The 16,967-nt window shown below is 61.1% G+C and carries 14 protein-coding genes, 1 tRNA gene and 1 pseudogene; 6 read left to right on the top strand and 10 right to left on the bottom strand.

Annotated elements, in window-relative coordinates:
* Nucleotides 1-91: 91 nt before the first annotated feature.
* The 5 genes from AC5ZGW_RS09100 to AC5ZGW_RS09080 form a co-directional block, all read right to left on the bottom strand.
* Entirely contained in the window at nt 92-472 is a 381-nt protein-coding gene (locus AC5ZGW_RS09100; protein ID WP_130227174.1) for a hypothetical protein, read from the bottom strand.
* Nucleotides 472-798 carry a thiosulfate oxidation carrier complex protein SoxZ gene (gene soxZ / locus AC5ZGW_RS09095; RefSeq protein ID WP_130227173.1) on the bottom strand — a complete coding sequence of 109 codons (327 nt, stop codon included), beginning with the start codon at nt 796-798 and terminating at the stop codon, nt 472-474. The genes AC5ZGW_RS09100 and soxZ overlap by 1 nt, the downstream gene beginning before the upstream one ends.
* Nucleotides 799-820: 22 nt before the next feature.
* Nucleotides 821-1,297 (bottom strand): thiosulfate oxidation carrier protein SoxY, encoded by a 477-nt coding sequence (locus AC5ZGW_RS09090; protein WP_245474801.1) that lies wholly within the window; start codon nt 1,295-1,297, stop codon nt 821-823.
* Between the two features lie 176 nt (nt 1,298-1,473).
* Nucleotides 1,474-3,111 (bottom strand): chaperonin GroEL, encoded by a 1,638-nt coding sequence (gene groL / locus AC5ZGW_RS09085; RefSeq protein WP_130227171.1) that lies wholly within the window; start codon nt 3,109-3,111, stop codon nt 1,474-1,476.
* A 116-nt stretch (nt 3,112-3,227) separates the two neighbouring features.
* Nucleotides 3,228-3,662, bottom strand: a complete 435-nt coding sequence (locus AC5ZGW_RS09080; protein ID WP_245474800.1) for an Mth938-like domain-containing protein — start codon at nt 3,660-3,662, stop codon at nt 3,228-3,230.
* Between the two features lie 381 nt (nt 3,663-4,043).
* Here AC5ZGW_RS09080 and AC5ZGW_RS09075 point away from each other — a divergent pair, with 381 nt between their 5' ends.
* The 4 genes from AC5ZGW_RS09075 to AC5ZGW_RS09060 all read left to right on the top strand — a co-directional run bounded on the left by AC5ZGW_RS09075 (nt 4,044) and on the right by AC5ZGW_RS09060 (nt 7,365).
* Entirely contained in the window at nt 4,044-4,772 is a 729-nt protein-coding gene (locus AC5ZGW_RS09075) for an SAM hydrolase/SAM-dependent halogenase family protein (RefSeq protein ID WP_130227170.1), read from the top strand.
* A 296-nt stretch (nt 4,773-5,068) separates the two neighbouring features.
* The gene (locus AC5ZGW_RS09070) at nt 5,069-5,758 is read left to right on the top strand and encodes a protein-L-isoaspartate(D-aspartate) O-methyltransferase (RefSeq protein ID WP_245474799.1); all 690 of its coding nucleotides are present in this window, start codon (nt 5,069-5,071) and stop codon (nt 5,756-5,758) included.
* A 369-nt stretch (nt 5,759-6,127) separates the two neighbouring features.
* Nucleotides 6,128-7,087 (top strand): glutamate cyclase domain-containing protein, encoded by a 960-nt coding sequence (locus AC5ZGW_RS09065; protein WP_130227168.1) that lies wholly within the window; start codon nt 6,128-6,130, stop codon nt 7,085-7,087.
* A 131-nt stretch (nt 7,088-7,218) separates the two neighbouring features.
* Entirely contained in the window at nt 7,219-7,365 is a 147-nt protein-coding gene (locus tag AC5ZGW_RS09060; protein WP_165435304.1) for a hypothetical protein, read from the top strand.
* A gap of 618 nt (nt 7,366-7,983) precedes the next feature.
* Here AC5ZGW_RS09060 and AC5ZGW_RS09055 read toward each other — a convergent pair.
* Nucleotides 7,984-8,066, bottom strand: a tRNA-Arg gene (locus tag AC5ZGW_RS09055).
* 586 nt (nt 8,067-8,652) lie between these two features.
* Between AC5ZGW_RS09055 and AC5ZGW_RS09050 the strand changes: the two are divergent.
* Nucleotides 8,653-9,723 (top strand): annotated as a pseudogene (locus AC5ZGW_RS09050) (tyrosine-type recombinase/integrase).
* 303 nt (nt 9,724-10,026) lie between these two features.
* Here AC5ZGW_RS09050 and AC5ZGW_RS09045 read toward each other — a convergent pair.
* Nucleotides 10,027-10,998 carry a Bug family tripartite tricarboxylate transporter substrate binding protein gene (locus AC5ZGW_RS09045; RefSeq protein WP_130227166.1) on the bottom strand — a complete coding sequence of 324 codons (972 nt, stop codon included), beginning with the start codon at nt 10,996-10,998 and terminating at the stop codon, nt 10,027-10,029.
* Nucleotides 10,995-11,894: a TauD/TfdA dioxygenase family protein gene (locus AC5ZGW_RS09040; protein ID WP_130227165.1), complete on the bottom strand. Its 900-nt coding sequence runs from the start codon at nt 11,892-11,894 to the stop codon at nt 10,995-10,997. The genes AC5ZGW_RS09045 and AC5ZGW_RS09040 overlap by 4 nt, the downstream gene beginning before the upstream one ends.
* A 94-nt stretch (nt 11,895-11,988) precedes the next feature.
* Between AC5ZGW_RS09040 and AC5ZGW_RS09035 the strand changes: the two genes are divergently transcribed.
* A complete protein-coding gene (locus AC5ZGW_RS09035; RefSeq protein ID WP_130227164.1) occupies nt 11,989-12,948 on the top strand; it encodes a LysR family transcriptional regulator in 960 nt (319 codons plus the stop codon).
* Between the two features lie 472 nt (nt 12,949-13,420).
* Here AC5ZGW_RS09035 and AC5ZGW_RS09030 read toward each other — a convergent pair whose 3' ends face one another.
* Nucleotides 13,421-15,877: an arylsulfatase gene (locus AC5ZGW_RS09030; protein WP_130227163.1), complete on the bottom strand. Its 2,457-nt coding sequence runs from the start codon at nt 15,875-15,877 to the stop codon at nt 13,421-13,423.
* A 235-nt stretch (nt 15,878-16,112) separates the two neighbouring features.
* Nucleotides 16,113-16,913, bottom strand: coding sequence for an IclR family transcriptional regulator domain-containing protein (locus tag AC5ZGW_RS09025; protein ID WP_130227162.1), 801 nt, complete (start codon nt 16,911-16,913; stop codon nt 16,113-16,115).
* Between the last annotated feature and the right edge of the window lie 54 nt (nt 16,914-16,967).

The following is a 16,967-nucleotide window of genomic DNA, read 5'->3' as shown; positions in this document are numbered from 1 at the left end:
GCCTTGGCCTGGCCTCGCGCGGTTTGCGGATGGAGCGCCCCTATGCACATCGCTCCGGCCAAGCAGCCAAACTGACGACGCGTCCAACATGTCATCGCCGCTGCGTTTCCTTTCCTCGTGCCGCGAAATAGCGCGCTAGGATCGCGATTTCTTCGTTGCTGAGGGAGCGCGCCACCGTGCGCATGATCGGACCGGAACGCTCGCCCGACTTGAAGGCCATCATGAGGGTGACAAACTGTTCTTCGCTCAGTCCGACAATCGACGGGATACCCTTGTCATGGCCGTCGAGGCGATGACAGGCTGCACATGTCGCTGCCAATTGGGCACCCTGGTCACTGTCTGCCGCGAAGCCGCGCTCCGCAAAGGAGACAACCAGGCTCGCGACCAGCAAAAGTGCAATGATCTGATGGAGGCTCCACGCACTTCGGCGGGGCCCCGCGGTTGCCGAGACAGCGGTCGAGCCGCCCGGCATCAGCCGACCGTGAGTTGGTGGGTCAGCGCGTAGGTGTTGCCGCCATCCTCCTCCCAGATGAACTCCAGCCGACCGCTCTCTGTCGCGCGCAGGTAGAACTCAATATAGGGGTTGGCCGCCATGGCCTCGTGCAGATCGACGTCGAAGACGACAACGTCGCTGTAGCGACAGGCAAACTTGTTGATGATCTTGCGCGGGATCACGTCGCCCTGGGGGTCACGGCGCAGCCCTGTTTCCATCTGGTGGCTGATCAAGGCCTTGACCTGAAAGATTTCGCCCTTCGCCGCAACGTCTGGTACTTGCACGCGTGGTATCGGGATGAACATTCTTTCCTCCCTCCGGGAGATCTCAGGCGCAGCCGTTGGTAGCCACCTCGACCCAGGTCTTGGTCATCAGGAGTGCAACGTCGTTCATTTCCGCCACCGCCACGACGTATTGCGGTTCGGCCAGACGAATCCGTGTCGACACTCTCGGCTCGCTGTGCCCCGGCACAAAGTGAAAGCGAGCAACCTCGATGAGTGGGTTGCGCGGCGCGAAGACGCGGACATGACGCACGTGGTCCGCTTCAGTCATTGGGCTATCGATCTCGAGAGAGAGAGGCACGGTATAGCCGTTTGGGAACGTCCTCGGCATCACGAGGTGGACGCGATCCGACTCCACGGGAATCATTCCAGTGAGTTGCTTGACGATCGCAACATCATCGTCGCTGTCACTCGCGTCCAGCGGCGAAACGAGGGCGCTGCCCGCAAATCCAGCCCCCGCCGCAGTTGCGGCCGTCAATAACGCCCGTCGCGTTAAGCTCGGTGTCTTGGCTTCTTCCACCACGCCAACCTCCTCATGCCGACGTGGACTACCGACCATAAGATACTATCCCACGTCCGCGCGTGCTCACAAGGCGAAGTTAATGCGCTGGCGTCACTGTGACGGCGGTGCTGCGTTGACTGCCGGGCAGGCGTGACGCCCCCCGCTCGACGAGCGTCGCTTGTGCAACGCAGCGCCACTCAAAAGTCGATGTCGGCCCCATGGGGCGGATGCGGGTGGCCAAGCGGCGCCGTATCCTTGCTCGGCCGCTCTGCGACCATGGCTTCCGTCGTGATCAGCAGGCTTGCAATCGACGCGGCATCCTGCAAGGCCGTTCGAACCACCTTCGTCGGATCGATAATGCCCTTGGTCACCAGATTGCCGAATTCACCGGTCTGGGCGTCGAAGCCGTAGGCGTAGGTCTCGCGATCCAGGATCTTTCCGATGACGAGCGAGCCGTCCTCGCCGGCATTGATAGCGATTTGACGGGCCGGCCAACCCAAGGCCTTCCTGACGATCTCGATCCCGCGCTGCTGATCCCCATTTCCGCCTTTGAGCTTCCCGAGCGCCTTGGCCGCACGAAGCAGCGCAATCCCACCGCCAGGCAGAAAGCCTTCTGCGACCGCAGCGCGGGTTGCATGCATCGCGTCATCCACGCGATCCTTCCGCTCCCTGACCTCGATTTCGGTCGCCCCGCCGACGTGAATCACCGCTACGCCGCCGCCGACCTTGGCGAGCCGCTCCTCAAGCTTCTCACGATCGTAGTCGGAGGTCGTCTCCAGGATCTGTGATTTGATCTCCGCGATCCGAGCCTCGATGTCGGCCTTCTTGCCGGCGCCGCCAACGATCGTGGTGCTCTCCTTGTCGATCAACGCCTTCTTGGCGCGGCCGAGCATATCAAGCGTCACATGTTCGAGCTTGATGCCCACATCCTCGGCGATCACGGTGCCCCCGGTCAGGATTGCAGTGTCTCGGAGGATCGCTTTGCGTCGGTCGCCGAAATCTGGCGCCTTGACGGCAGCGACCTTCAGGCCGCCCCGGAGTTTGTTGACGACAAGCGTCGCGAGAGCTTCGCCCTCGACATCCTCCGCGATGATGAGAAGCGGTTTACCGCTGTTCACGGCCGTTTCCAGCAGCGGCAGCAACTCCTGCAGTCCCGACAACTTCCTTTCGCAAACCAGAATGTGCGGGTCTTCAAATTCGACCAGCATCTTTTCGGCATTGGTGATGAAATAGGGCGAGATGTAGCCGCGATCGAACTGCATCCCATCCACCACCTCAAGCTCCGTCTCGAGCGACTTTGCCTCCTCGACGGTAATGGCGCCCTCGCTGCCGATCCGTTCCAAGGCATCCGCGATGAGCCGGCCGATCTCCGTATCGCCGTTGGCCGAGATCGTGGCAACCTGAGCCATCTCCTCACTCGAGGCCACCTTCCTCGACTTTTCCTTGAGGTCGTCGACAACTGCATCGATTGCCAAGTCAACCCCGCGCTTCACGTCCATCGGATTCATGCCCGCGGCTACAGCCTTGGCCCCCTCCTTGACGATTGCCTGGGCAAGCACGGTTGCCGTCGTCGTACCGTCGCCCGCCAGGTACGACGTCTTTGACGCGATTTCCTTGACCAGCTGCGCGCCCATGTTCTCGAACTTGTCGTCAAGCTCGATTTCCTTCGCAACAGTCACGCCATCTTTGGTGATCCGCGGCGTCCCGAACCTGTCGAGCACGACGTTACGGCCCTTGGGACCCAGCGTGACCCGCACGGCGTCGGCGAGGATGTCGATGCCGCGCAGCATCTTTCCGCGCGCCTCGGTTGAGAATTTGACGTCCTTGGCCGCCATCGTGTTTCTCCCTGGTCAGCTTCTTGTGCTCATGCTCTCCGTTGATTAACTAGCAACCGCCAGGTGCCCGCTCTCCCGCTTTCTATTACGACACGCCTATTTCGCCTTCCGCAGGGTCAACAGGTCACGTGAAAGAGCCCGATCCTCCTTGCGCGCGACCGGTTGAACGTCTGGATCGCTTCGGGTGTCGGCTTCAATAAGACCTCGCAGCCCTTTCTCTTGAAATAGGCTTCAGCTTCCGGAGACAGGTGCACGTTGCCCATCTGACCCGAGCCAATGACGATCTGGTCGCACCCCCTTTCGAAGAGGAACCTTGCCTCGTCTTCTGAAAGCACGTGCGAAGTGCCATACAATTTCTTTGATAGCTTCTTTTTCCGCTTCACAACCTCGCCGGAAAGGCGAACGATCACGTCGTGCTCATAGGTTTCTCCGTCAATCGTAATCGTGCCAAATGTGGTGCTGTCAATCTTCATCGTGACCTCCTCCCAAACGGACTCATGCTCCAACACGCGGCAGTGAGGCGCCTCGCCGCCGGCAACATCGTTGCTCACGCGCGTTCCCGTTTGCCGATCCGGATCGGGACGCGCCGCTGCCCCCAACTGCGAACAAGCCGGATTGCGGTAGCGCAAATACCGCAGCGGCCGTCGCCTGTGAGCCGCAAAGTGGTGCTTCCAAACGTGCAAGTTCGGTCATAGAGTTCGCGGTGTGGATCACTGGGCAATTCCCAGTTACTTGCCGACGGCGGGACGGAGAGTTGCGGACGATGTCCAGCTGGGGCTCGCCTGCGGGCACGAGTGCCCGCGGCGTCCGCATTCTACTCCCTGTCGGACGAAGATCGTAAGCCGATCCGTCGATAATCTCGGCCGCTGAGGTCCGCGAGCGCTCGCACCGTAAACTTGCGGCGCGGGGGACCACGGGAGCAAGCTGATAACATGATTGTGCTATTCACGGATTTCGGGCTGCACGGCCCGTATACGGGTCAGGTGAAGGCAGCGCTGCACCAGAAGGCGCCGGGCGTTCCCGCTATCGACCTCTTCGCCGATGCGCCCGCGGGTAATCCGAAGGCGTCAGCGTACCTCCTGGCGGCTTATGCCGCCTGGTTTCCGGTCGGAACCGTCTTTCTCTGCGTCGTCGATCCCGGCGTCGGCGGGACACGCCCGGCCATTGTGCTTGAGGCCGACGGCCGGTGGTATGTCGGCCCCGGCAACGGCTTGTTTGAGTTGGTCCTGCGCCGCGCCAAAAAGACGCGCAGCTGGGACATCGACTGGAGGCCGCAGCGCCTCTCGGCCAGCTTTCACGGGCGCGACCTTTTCGCACCGGTCTCAGCCATGCTGGCGAACGGCGAGCCTCCACCCGGACAGCCGCGCAAGGATGGCGCGGATCGCCGGACAGACTGGCCGGACGACCTTTGCGAGATCGTTTACGTCGACCACTTTGGCAATGCCATGACCGGGTTAAGGGCTGCCATGCTGCCGCCCAACGCCGGGCTTGCCGCGGCGGGTCGAATATTGGAGCGCGAAAGGACCTTCAGCGATCGGCCGCCCGGCTCGGCCTTCTGGTACAAGAACTCGAACGGGCTCGCCGAAATCGCTGTCAACCAGGGGCGCGCGGACCGCGACCTTGGACTCGCGATCGGCAGTCCGGTCGAGATCGTCTCTTGAAGGCAGGCGGTTCCCTCACAACCCTGATCTGGACGATGTGCATGCCAAGAAAACAGAGCTCGAGAACGGATTGGCCGAAGCCCCGAAAGCGCCACGTCAAGCCACCAGCGACTGGCAACAAGCGACTGGCCGATCAGGCCCGCAAGATTCTCGGCAGACACTATGCGAGCAAATATCGGGTGCAGTAATCGCGATCATTTTGAATCCCAGTCCCCCGATCAGGAGGCGGGCGAGGCACATCGAGGACCAGAATGTTGTGGTGCCGACAAGTTCTATCGTTCGGGGTGTTCGCCATCTTGGCCAGTGCCGTGCTGGCTACGGCTTGCACGGCGCAGCAAGACGCCGCCGATCGCCAGCGGATGGTCGAGCAGATCGACGCAATGCTCGCGTCGGCCGGGGGAACCGGCGGTGTGGCTCGGCTCAGTCCGCGTGTGCGCGCCGCAATGATAGAGGTGCCGCGACACGAGTTCGTGCCGCCCGAGTACAGGTCCGCAGCTTATAGCAACTCACCGCTGCCGATAGGCCGCGGCCAGACGATCTCGCAACCGCTGATCGTCGGCCTGATGACGGAGCTGCTGCAGCTGGCGAAGACGGACAAGGTCCTGGAGGTGGGCACCGGGTCGGGATACCAGACAGCGATCTTATCCGCGCTCGCAGACGAGGTTTATACGATCGAGATCGTACCAGAACTTGGCACTATGGCCCGTGCCAACCTCGAACGTCTGGGCTACATAAATGTTTCGACCAAGATCGGGGATGGCTACCAAGGCTGGCCGGAGCATGCGCCCTTCGATGCCATCATCGTGACCGCAGCTCCTAACCACGTCCCACCGCCGCTGATCGCGCAACTAGGGCCTGGTGGCCGCATCGTCATCCCGGTTGGCGGTTTCGATCAGAAGCTTGTGGTGTTGGCAAAACACGCCGACGGAACGGCCACAACCACGATCGTAGCGCCGGTCCGGTTCGTGCCTTTGATCCGTGAGTAGCGTTGCGCGTCTCAGTGCTCCGCACTGCAGCATTTTGATCTCGCAAACCGACTGTCCCACAGCCTCGCGCCTCTTGACGATCAGGGCTATTCTCGGCGAACCGCATGAAGCTTTGGCCCCGGTGGCGGCTCCCGGGTGCACTGCACGGTTTCGTTGGCGATCAAATGACACATGGCGGCCAAAAGGGTTTCGGCATGACCAAGCACGGGCGATCGGGGCACGCGACCCCGTCGCCGCGTTTCCGTTTCCTGCAGAAGCTCGAGGCCCAGAAGAACGATCGCAAGGACCGCTCTTGCATCAAGGACCCGAAACAGTCCGTCGAAGAGCTATTCCATCCCCGGAAGCCAACACGAACCTGACGAACTATCCGTGGACGCGCTGCAAGTCGAGGTGGAGACAGTGAACGAGTCCGTGGCCCGGATCGAGGCGATCATCGGGCGCAGAGTCAAACGCGACATCAGCCAGATGACCGCGTGGGCAAAAGGCAATCTCGCCCGCGCCGCAGAGGCGATCGTGAACACGCCCAACGCGCACGTTGGCATCGTCACCGGGTTCTATATCCAGCACGCGGAGCCGCCTTCTCCGGAAACGGATGGGCTCGGCGGGATGGCCCATCTGGCCGCGGGCCTCGCAAATGCGGGGATTCCGGTAACGGTCATTACCGATGCGCCGTGTGCAAAGGCGGTGTGGGCCGTAGTCGATGCGCTGCCGGCGCCAGTAAATCTTGAGGTCGTGTCGACGACGGAGAGTTCAGTTCTCCGCCTACGACAGTACCTGGAAACGGGCGATCGGCCGATCACTCACTTGATCGCCATCGAGCGGGCTTCTCCGGGTTCGGATGGAAAGCCTCATCGGGAGCATGGATGGGATATGTCGCGCGAAACGGCGCCGCTCCATCTTCTCTTTAGCGACCCCGCCGCGAAGCGTCGCTGGCAGACGATCGGCATCGGGGACGGCGGCAATGAAATTGGGATGGGATCCCTGCCCAAGGAAATCATCGAACGCGGAATTCCCAACGGCGAGATGATCGCAGCAACGACCCCGGTCGATGTGCTCATCGTCGCCGGCGTGTCGAACTGGGGAGCTTATGGGCTCCTTGCTGCAATGGCCTGCACCAAGCCGGCGTTGCGGGACGCTCTTCTACGCTATTTCAATCGCGATATGGATCACGTGTTCCTGTCGGCGGCGGTGGAGACCGGGCAGGCGGTTGATGACAGCCGGGTCGACAATCCCGGGCGACCGCAGATGAGTGTCGATTGCATACCCTGGGAACAGCACGCGACGCTTCTTGACGAGATCTCCGCCGTCGTGGCGTCGCAGCCGAGCTGATGTTAGGGCAAGCACTCAAAAATTGATCATGTCCGTTCGACCCCCAAGAGCGACGCAAAGGCAGATAGGCCAATATCGGGGAATGGCCCATAGGCGGACAAATATGCCCGTGCCGCCTTCTCACACCCAGTGTGACGATCTACGAGCTGTGCGGCGAGCGCGGCGCGTCGGAAGCGTCCTTCTGCGAGTGCTGGGACGCCGTCTATGCATCGATCCAGCGTGAGGAGCCTGCCGCTGCCCTGCTCCGGATCTCCGACTTCCTGGCCGAATATCCCTAGGACGGCGTCGCGCAATACCACGCAGCGCGGTTGCGCGACCGTCGTCCAGCATCAGCGGCTACACGGTCCGTCGGCGTACCGAAATGAGCAATGATTCGCGCTCACCGCAGCGGATGATCGACCGGCGGCAATTCCTGAACGGCGCTGCCGGGCTTGTGCTCGGCGCGGCCGCGCCCGCCATCGATCTGAGACCCTCCGTGGGACCGCTTTGGACGGCGATAGATCGCGCACAAGCGGCGGCTTTTTGCGGACCATCATGACGCTGCCTGCCGAGCTAAGCTGCGCGCCGATAGGAAAACAGAGCTTGTACGATAATGGGTATCGCGATGTAGCGGACCCCCCGCTACCACAGGCTAATACGCCGAACCATGATTTCGCACGGTGCTGTACTCCTTACGGTAGCGGTCGAATCCTGGCGGCCGCCTGTGTGAGCGCCGGCCTGCGAGGACAATCCTATCCTGCCGCTTCTGACGACGATCGGCTCTCAGCCGGGAGCGCGGTTCACTGCCATGCTATCCGCGCTCCCCACAATTTTCATTCATTTGCTTACTCGCGCGAATGACGCTGGAGCAGCGGCTTCGGTTTGGACGCGCATCGCTCTCCAAAACCAAGCGAAATTGGCGCACCCGACACGATTCGAACGTGTGACCTTTGCCTTCGGAGGGCAAAAGCGCAATTTTTCAACCCGTTTGGCGACTTGCTGCGGGAAGCATCCAACAGACTAAAGAATCACGCTCAATCACTGCTCAAGAATGGTGAGCCATGATTGCACGTGCAGTTGGGCTGCGAGTGGCATTGTTGTGAATCAGCAGATTCAAAGCGAAACTTCCCGAGAAAACAATTATTTGCGCGGTGCTGAGAAATGAATGGGGTATGGGTCGGGGATCGGTTTTCTATGCTTGATCGTGACAAACCCGGGTAAACACACGGAGTCTTTGCCAGCAATTGACGATCATATCAGATCACGGATTCCGAATCGATATCTATCCTCGTCCCATCCATTGCCGAGGTGTTCGAGACCTTTGCGCATTTAGTTTCGCGTGACCGACGATAGCACTGATTACTCACTCGCCTCTTCAATTAGGGAACGACCTGCACGGTCGACAGACGACGAGGTTTCTGCGATCCCAACGTTCGAGTTCCTCGAGAGGGTAGAGAACGGCCTTGCCGAGCTTTAGGAACGAGGGCCCAACTCTCATGGAGCGCCAGTTGCGCAAGGTGCCCCCGCTGATCCGGCCACGATAGCGGTCGATAACCTCATCAAGCGTCAGGAACATTCGATCGGACATGTCTACCTTCCCCGTTGCCGGCATTCTTACCTATGCGGTCGAAGCAGGCATTGTCGAATGCAACCCAGCCCACGGCGTCCGCAAGCCAAAGGACAAGGTGCGAAAGCGTCGGCTATCGGAGGCGGAGTACCGAATATTGGGTCGGATGCTTCGGGACGCTGCAAAGCAGGAGAAATACACCACTATCCTGGACATCGTTCGCCAGCTGGCGCTGACCGGCTGCCGGCGGAGCGAGATGATCAGCTTGAAATGGATGGAGGCGGACACTGAGGCTAGCTGCTTGCGATTGGAGGACGGTAAGGAGGGGAAATCCATCCGCCCTGTTGGCTTGCCCGTCGTTGAATATCTCGAGAGACGGCGCACCCGCAATGTAGGCACATACGTCTTCCCGGGGGCAGGGTGAGGACAACGCATTCGGCAGCTTTCCAAACCATTGGAAGCACATCTTCGAGGACTCCCGCTATCCGATATTACTCCCCACGTCCTACGTCATAGCTTCGCGAGTATCGCCAACGATCTCGGCTTTACCGAGGTGACCATCGCGGCGCTGGTAGGCCATGCCAAGGGTTCGGTGACGAGCAGGTACATCCATACACTCGACACGGCGCTCATCATGGCCGCGGACACGATCTCCGGCTACATTCAAGGGCTCATTGATGGCATCGAGTTCAAACAAACCGCCTACGCGCTGGACCGAGATTCCCGGAAGGCCGCGCTAGCGCGCTTCCCGAAGAGGGCTTCGGACGGGAGCCTAGAGGAGGTCGAAGAGGGAGCGCCGTTTGGCCGCCTAGGCGGTGCGCCAAGTCCGTTGCGCAATTTCAAACGGCCAAAATGTCCTTATGCTCTCGATCGCGTCAGCCGCGGTGCGCGCGGCCGCCACGACATCTCCCAGCCGAAGTTTGTCGCGAGCGGCGCTTCCCAATCTCGGGCAGTCTCCAGGTCCCGTCGTGCGTCGCGAACGATCGCCCAGGCGGAGTGGAGGAAAAGGCCTGACCGCGCTCCATTGACCGACGGCAACGGCAGCAGGGTAGCCTCGAATCACGGCTGGTCGCAATCTTGGCTACGATAGCGCGGTCTCGCGTACGACATCATAGCGCTGCGGCGAAGCAATAGTGCCCATCTTCATCGGCCGTGGTGCGCCACTTCGCCAGAGTACGCTGCCTTAACCGCATGCCGCCAAAGGCGCGATGTCTTGCTGCGGCATCCGCCGGCGAGAGCATGTGAGCGAAAGCGCCACTCTAAGTGGCTCGCTCGACTCCGCTCTCGCAGCCTCGACACGGATGGACCACTGACGGACGGGTTCCCGCACACGCGGTTGGCTCGCCGAGCTGCTGTTCGACGACATATCGGTCCGTTGCGGTGTCGCACGCTATCAGATGCGCTCGATATTGGCGGTCTCGACGATGCTGGACCATCTCTCTACGTCCGCAGCGATCCGCGCTTTGAATGCGTCGGGACTGGAGGATATCGCATCGTTGCCGAGCGCTCTGAGGCGTTCAACGATGGCAGGCTCCGACAGAACCGCCGCCGCCTCGCGGCTCAGCCGGTCGACGATCGGTTGCGAAACTCCGGCGGGCCCAACGAGCCCTTGCCATGAGGTGACGACATAGCCGGGAAGGGCCGCCTCGGACACCGTCGGAACTTCGGGCATACTAAAAAACCGGGAGGCTCCCGTTGTCCCGAGCGCACGCAGCCTACCATCCCGCACGAATTCAATCATGAGTGTGGGAGGATCGATCATAAAATCGATCCGCTTGCCGATCAGATCGGTCACCGCTTGCGCACTCCCGCGATAGGGAACGTGCTGCAGTTGAATGTTGGCCATTCTTGCGAGAAGCTCGACCGACAAGTGATGAACCGACCCAATTCCGGGGCTGCCGTACAGCAACGGCGTCTGCCGGTGGCGAGCCAGACTGATGAGATCGTCCATCGTTTGCATCGCGTGCCCGGAATACGTTACGAAGACGAAAGGATACTCCGCGGTCATGCTGATCATGGAGAAGTCATCGATTGTCCGATAAGGAAGCCATCTATACAGGGCCGCGGCTGTTGCATGGCCGCCCGGAATAGCAATCAGCGTGTAGCCATCGTGCGCGGCGCGCGCCACTTGTCCGGCTGCGGTTGTACCGGACGCTCCTGGCCTGGGTTCGACCACAACCTGCTGTCCTAGACGCCGCGACAATCCCTCTGCGACGATTCGCGCGACCGTATCGGTCGGGCCGCCCGGGGCAAAGCCATGAACCAGCGTGATCGGTCGGTCGGGCCAGTAGGGTTCTGAACGGGCGGGCATGGCGAACAGAGCGGAGAGGCCACCCAATACAGTTCGCCGCGTGAGCGCGGTCATGATTTTTCAGCCAGATGGGACTGCTCCAATGTCGAGGCCAAATCCTCAACCGTCGTGCGCCGCATGTCACGACGATCCTCTGTGTTGTTAAAGGGCCGCCCGCGGTGAAGCGTGCAACGGTTGTCCCAGACGACTAGATCCCCGACCCTCCAGCGGTGCTGATAGACAAAGCACGGTTGGGTAGCAAAAGACATCAACTCGTCGAGAAGCGCGCGACCCTGGTCGACTGGCCATCCGACGATGTGCGAAGCATGCGAGGCGAGATAGAGAGTCTTGCGACCGGACCCTGGATGCACACGCACTAAGGTTTGGGGGACCGCTGGCAGTGTGGCGCGTTCCTGGTCGGAAAAGTCGGTGTAGCCGATGAGACTTCGGGAGTGAAAGATCGAGTGCTCTGCAACAAGATTGTCGATCCGCGCCTTAGTGGCTTCGTCGAGCGAATCGTAGGCAGCGCGAAGATCGGCGAATTCGGTTTCGCCGCCATTCGGCGGCACCTCGTGCGCCGACAGTAGGGACACTTTGCCCGGCACTCGCTTGAACGAGCTGTCGGTGTGCCAAAGCTGGTTGGCCAGTATCATCATGCACCAGCGGTCCGCGAGCAGGCGGACATTGTTATCCTCATCAAGGTTCGAGACGTCGGCGATCTCCTGTCTTCCTAGGCGATGCTTGCGGTCTTTGCGGATCGTGCCGATCGAGGTCTCGAGACGTCCGAACAACTGGCTAAATGCGATCTGCTGCTCGTCCGCCAGCGGCTGAGCCCGGAAGATCAGTACGGCATAGCGGTCGAGCGCGGCTTCGATTTCCCGGAAGATTTCCCGATCGACGGGACAGCGCAGATCGACACCGGATACTTCGGCAACGAAGATGGGATGCAGCGGCCTCACGATAATCGTCATGGTGAGTTCTCCGACAAGATTGCGATTGAGAGCGTAGGGCTGGCCGCTATAATGAGAAGGCGGAAAAGTGTGATATCCCCCTGAGGAAAAGGTTATGTCTCCCTCGATCGAGCATTGGGAGGCGCGGATCGGACGCCGCGTTCGGCTACGCGACCTGCATGTGCTTCTGACTGTCGCGCAATCGGGCAGCATGGCGAGAGCGGCGCAGCGCCTGGCCTTGTCCCAGCCCGCCGTTTCCAAGGCGATCGCGGACCTCGAACAGACGCTCGGGGTGCGGCTGCTAGATCGCGGTCCACGGGGCGTCGAACCCACCTTGTATGGCAGCGCCCTGGTGCGGCGCGGTCTTGCGGTGTTTGACGAGTTGCGTCAGGGAGTCGACGAAATTGCATTCATGGCCGATCCCACTACCGGAGAGGTGCGGATTGGTTGCAATGAGTCGCTGTCAGCGGCGCTGCTTCCGGCTGTGATCGCGCGCCTTTCCGAGCAATCTCCCGGCGTGACCGTACACGTAGCCCAGATGAGCCGTCCTATCACGGTCGAAATCCGGGAGCTGCGCGAACGGAACGTCGATCTCATCATCGGTCGAGGGGTGTTTTCCATTCCCGAAGATGACCTGATCTCCGAGATATTGTTCGAAGAACCATTGATCGTAGTAGCCAGCATACGAAGTCCCTGGGCGCGTCGGCGCAAAGTCGAGTTGGCGCAGCTTGTGCGGGAGAAATGGATACTCTACCCGCGCGATGAAGCACCTGGAGTGCTTGTGCAACAAGCCTTCCGCGACCGAGGATTGGAGCTGCCGCGGGCGAGCGTGGAGACGATGTCCTTTCACCTCCGCGACATGCTGCTGACGACGGGCGAATATTTCACCGTGATCCCGGCCTGCATGATGCACGTTCTCAATGCGAAGCGTCCGACAGTCAATTCTCTGCCAATTGATTTGGGCATTCAGACAAGGCCCGTAGCGATTTTCACCTTAAAGAATCGCACATTGAGCCCGGTTGCGGAGTTGTTCATCAACTGTGTCCGCGCTGCAGCGCAGTCTATAGTTTCCTAAACGAGATAGCCCGGCTCGAGGCCGATCGGCATGGCCGGCTAGCGAAGGGTAACTGGACGGTCTGGCAATATCGGAAGACTCTCAGGAGGCGTAGCGCGAAATCGCAGGCCGTCGCAGTATCGCAGATACGCGCGCGTTGCGGGCTCCGGCATCATAGGGCAACGGCGAAACAATAGTGCCCATCTTCATCGGCCTGGTGCGCCACGGCCGATGAAGATGGGCACTACTCCCTCGCGATTCCCCTATGATGCTGCAGCCCACGATGCGCTCCACTTGGCAAGTCTGCGATGCTCTGCCATTTAGCACTACGCGTCGTGGATCCCCGCGGGGTGGTCCGCTTACCCCTCAATAGCGGTAATCTCGATCAGCCTCCCAGATAGACGCGAAGGGCCATGTGCGGACTCATGCAGTGCAGCTATTGGGGATCCTTACCGCCCCGTGGTCGTGCGCGGAGCGACTGCGAACCGTCCGCTTACTCTTGCAGCGCAAATTCGGTCTGGGCCTCCTCATAGGCCTTCTGGTCCTCGGCGCTGAGCTTGGACTCGCCGAGGGTGACGACGACCTTGTTTAGTGTCCCCGTGAATTTGAAGGGCACCTGATAGTCCTCGCTTACCGGCGTGCCCGCGTCTTCCCCAACGTCGAAGGTCTCGTCCAGCGAGACGCGCATTGGCAGCGTGCGTTCGACCCGGCCCTCGGCCACCGCCTTGCCATCCACCGACAGCACGATAGCGCCGCCTTTGCCGAGGCCTCCGTCGTACTTGAAGTTGGCGGTCAAGGTATGCTTGCCGGCCGGTACTTTCTCCTTCGAGACAACGTTGTAGCGCGCTATCCCCGCGAGGTTGTAGTGATAGACGAGCTTGCCGTTCAGCAGGTAAAGCCCGTAGCCACCGAAGCGTCCGCCCTGCGTAAGCAGCACGCCGTCGGCTCCCGCCTCCGGAGTTTCAACCTCCGCACGGATTTCGAAGGATTTGTTCTTCAGGTCCGGCGCACTGCCTTCGGGGATGCGGATGATGCCGGGATAGTACGTAAAGACGTGGCGTCCACTGAGCAGGCTGGGACGGATCGACACGTCGAAGCGCTCGATGCGGCTGTTGTCCAGAGGCATCACGTTGTAACGGCCGGCCTCTGCCCAAAAAAGCTCCTTGAGCTCCAGGAGCTTGGCCGGATTCTCTGCGGCGAGGTCCTTCGCCTGCGAGAAGTCGTAGGTCACGTGGTAGAGTTCCCATTTGTACTCATCGACAGGAGGCAGCTTGCTCGTCATGTTCCAGGGAGCTATCGGCGGTGTAGTGCTTGCCATCCACCCTTCATGGTAAATGCCGCGGAAGCCGAGCACTTCAAAATACTGCGTCTTGTGGCGTGAGGCGGCCTTGGCGTCGTCGAACGTGTAAAGCAGGCTTCCGCCTTCGACCGGCTTTTGGGCCACGCCATTGATGCTGGACGGAAATTGGATACCGGTGGCTTCCAGGATGGTGGGAGCGATATCGATCACAGAGGAGAATTGCGAGCGGATACCTCCCTTGCCTTTAATGCGCGCTGGCCAGGAGATGACAAGGTCGTTGCGTGTGCCGCCGAAGTGGCTGGCGATCTGCTTCGTCCACTGGAAGGGCGTGTCCATTGCATGCGCCCAGCCGACCGGGTAGTGGTTGTTCGTCATCGGGCCGCCCAACTCGTCCATCCGGCGCTGCACCTCCTTGAAGTCCTCGGGGATGCCGTTCAAGATTGTCAGCTCGTTGAGCAGGCCCTGCGGGGTCCCCTCGGCGCTGGCGCCATTATCGCCCTGTATGTAAATGACCAGCGTGTTGTCCAGGTCGCCCGACTGCTCAATCGCGTCGAGGACGCGACCGATCTGGTAATCACAGTACGAAAGGGCGGCCGCGTAGACCTCCATCATGTGGGCGAAGACCTTCTGGTGGTCGGCATCGAAGGAATCCCAGGCGGGGATGGCCGCCGGCCGCGGCGTGAGCTGGGTGTCCGCCGGGACGATGCCCAGCCTCTTCTGGTTCTCGAGGGTGATCTCGCGCTGCTTGTCCCAGCCCTCATCGAACTTCCCTTTGAATTTGGCGATCCAATCTTTGGGAGCGTGGAGCGGGGCATGAGCGGTGCCAGGGGCGTAATAGGCTACCCAGGGTTTCTCCGGAGCGACCGCCCGCAGCGTGCGGAGGCGGTCGATGAAGTGGTCGGCCAGGTCCTTTTCAAAGAAGTAGTCCTTTTGATCGTGCGGAGGCTCGATGGGCTTGATGTTCTCGTAGAGAGCGGGCGAATACTGGTTGGTGTCCCCACCGAAGAAGCCATAGAAATACTCGAAGCCCAAGCCGGTAGGCCACAGATCGAACGGTCCGGCCTGGCTGCTGTGCCAGTCGGGAACGTTGTGGTTTTTGCCGTACCAGGCGGTGTTCCAGCCATTCTGCTTGAGGACCTCGGCGAACGTCCCGCAGCTCTTGGGCATCAGGCTGTTGTAGCCTGGATAGCCAGTGGCCAGCTCCATGACGATGCCCACGGAACAGGAGTGTTGATTGCGCCCCGTGAGCAGCGCGGTACGCGTAGGCGAACAAACGGCAGTGGTGTGGAACTGGTTGTAGCGCAGCCCGTTTTTGGCCAGGCGATCGAGCGTCGGGGTTGGGATCGGCCCGCCAAACGGGCTGCTGGCGCCGAAGCCGACGTCATCGGTCAGGATGAGTAAGATGTTCGGAGCACCTTTCGGGGCCTTCACTTCCTTGGGAAAGTCGGGGGTCGAGTCCTTGGCTGTGCGGCCGATGGTGCCCAGGAAGGGCGCCTCCGGCGGGGGCAGCACCGGGTAGCCGCCGAGCCCAGCCGGCTCGGGGGTTTTTGTCTTCACATCCGGGGAGACGGGCGGCTGGCTTTGTGCGGTCGCCGTCGCGATGCCCAAGCCAACAGCGGCTAGCGCTGACAGTGTCACTCGATTGCGCATGACAGGCTCCTCGCTCTCCTCGACCGCATCTCGAAGATTTCAGGTCATTGACGGAAACGAGAGTTACCCAAGCTTACGCTTTCGAAAAGCAAAGTCGAATCACGTCAGATGCTCGGAATGACCGCTCGGGGTCAAAAGCGGCGCTCGGCAGCTTCACGAAGGCGTTCCGCTCAGCCCTCGGAAGCGGACCGTGCGAGGCCGAGAGGGGAAGTCAGCCACGGGCCAGAAGCCCACCTCAGTGTCTTGACCGGGTCTGGAGCGAACGGACGGTCTCGGCCGCCGCTCCCTGAAGCTCGCCGAGATGACGGGCGGCAAACGCCTCGATCGAGAACGCGGTCTTGAGCCACAGCATGTTGATGGCTCCCAACACCCGTTGTCCATCGCGCAACGGGACCGCGATCGAGAACAATCCATCTGCGTGGGGCGGCCCACCGTAATAGCCGCCGACATGTGTCGCGTCCCGCGTCGCATAGCCGCGCGAACGTACTTCCGTAAGGATGGCATTCAACCGCGCCGGCTCTCGCGCCAGCCGATCCTCGGGTTTGGTCGAGTTGCGCAACAGATCGAGGACGCGCTGCCGCTCCTTGGCCGGGCAGTAGGCCAAATAAGCCCTGCCGACCGCCGAGAGCAGCCAGTTGACCGGCAGCCCGATGCGCTCCTGCTGCAGCAGGATGGGACTGCGCGCCCGCGTGGTCTCCCGGATCTCCATGTGGTCACCCGCAGGCACCATCAGATCGGATGGCCAGGACACACGTTGGCAGAGCCGCTCCAGGACTGGCGCTGCGGCTTCCGCGATCCGGTCGCGATGTTCGCGCCGCGACGGCGCATGCGAAAGCGTGGCGCCGATGCGGTAGCGACCGTCAGCAAGTCGTCTGGTCACCAACCCGGCCCGAGCAAGCGTGTGAAGGATGCGGAGAAGACTCGGCTTGGAGATGTTGGTGAAGACGTAGAGCTCCTGGAGCGAGGAATTCGGCTGCATCTGCAACGCCTGCAGGACGAGGAGGCCCCGCTCAAGGCTTTTGATCACTTTCGTCATCGTACACCCTCCTCGATTCCGCGTTTTACAATGTGGAACGTAGCGTTTCACAGT

It is taken from the genome of Bradyrhizobium sp. Crot121, from assembly GCF_059512385.1.
This window is presented reverse-complemented; position numbering and strand designations above follow the sequence as displayed.

Excerpts from the sequence above, each read along its gene's own strand:
- AC5ZGW_RS09100 (WP_130227174.1), bottom strand. The coding sequence starts at position 472 with ATGCCGGGCGGCTCGACCGCTGTCTCGGCAACCGCGGGGCCCCGCCGA.
- soxZ (WP_130227173.1), bottom strand. The coding sequence starts at position 798 with ATGTTCATCCCGATACCACGCGTGCAAGTACCAGACGTTGCGGCGAAG.
- groL (WP_130227171.1), bottom strand. The coding sequence starts at position 3,111 with ATGGCGGCCAAGGACGTCAAATTCTCAACCGAGGCGCGCGGAAAGATG.
- AC5ZGW_RS09075 (WP_130227170.1), top strand. The coding sequence starts at position 4,044 with ATGATTGTGCTATTCACGGATTTCGGGCTGCACGGCCCGTATACGGGT.
- AC5ZGW_RS09045 (WP_130227166.1), bottom strand. The coding sequence starts at position 10,998 with ATGACCGCGCTCACGCGGCGAACTGTATTGGGTGGCCTCTCCGCTCTG.
- AC5ZGW_RS09040 (WP_130227165.1), bottom strand. The coding sequence starts at position 11,894 with ATGACGATTATCGTGAGGCCGCTGCATCCCATCTTCGTTGCCGAAGTA.
- AC5ZGW_RS09035 (WP_130227164.1), top strand. The coding sequence starts at position 11,989 with ATGTCTCCCTCGATCGAGCATTGGGAGGCGCGGATCGGACGCCGCGTT.
- AC5ZGW_RS09030 (WP_130227163.1), bottom strand. The coding sequence starts at position 15,877 with ATGCGCAATCGAGTGACACTGTCAGCGCTAGCCGCTGTTGGCTTGGGC.
- AC5ZGW_RS09025 (WP_130227162.1), bottom strand. The coding sequence starts at position 16,913 with ATGACGAAAGTGATCAAAAGCCTTGAGCGGGGCCTCCTCGTCCTGCAG.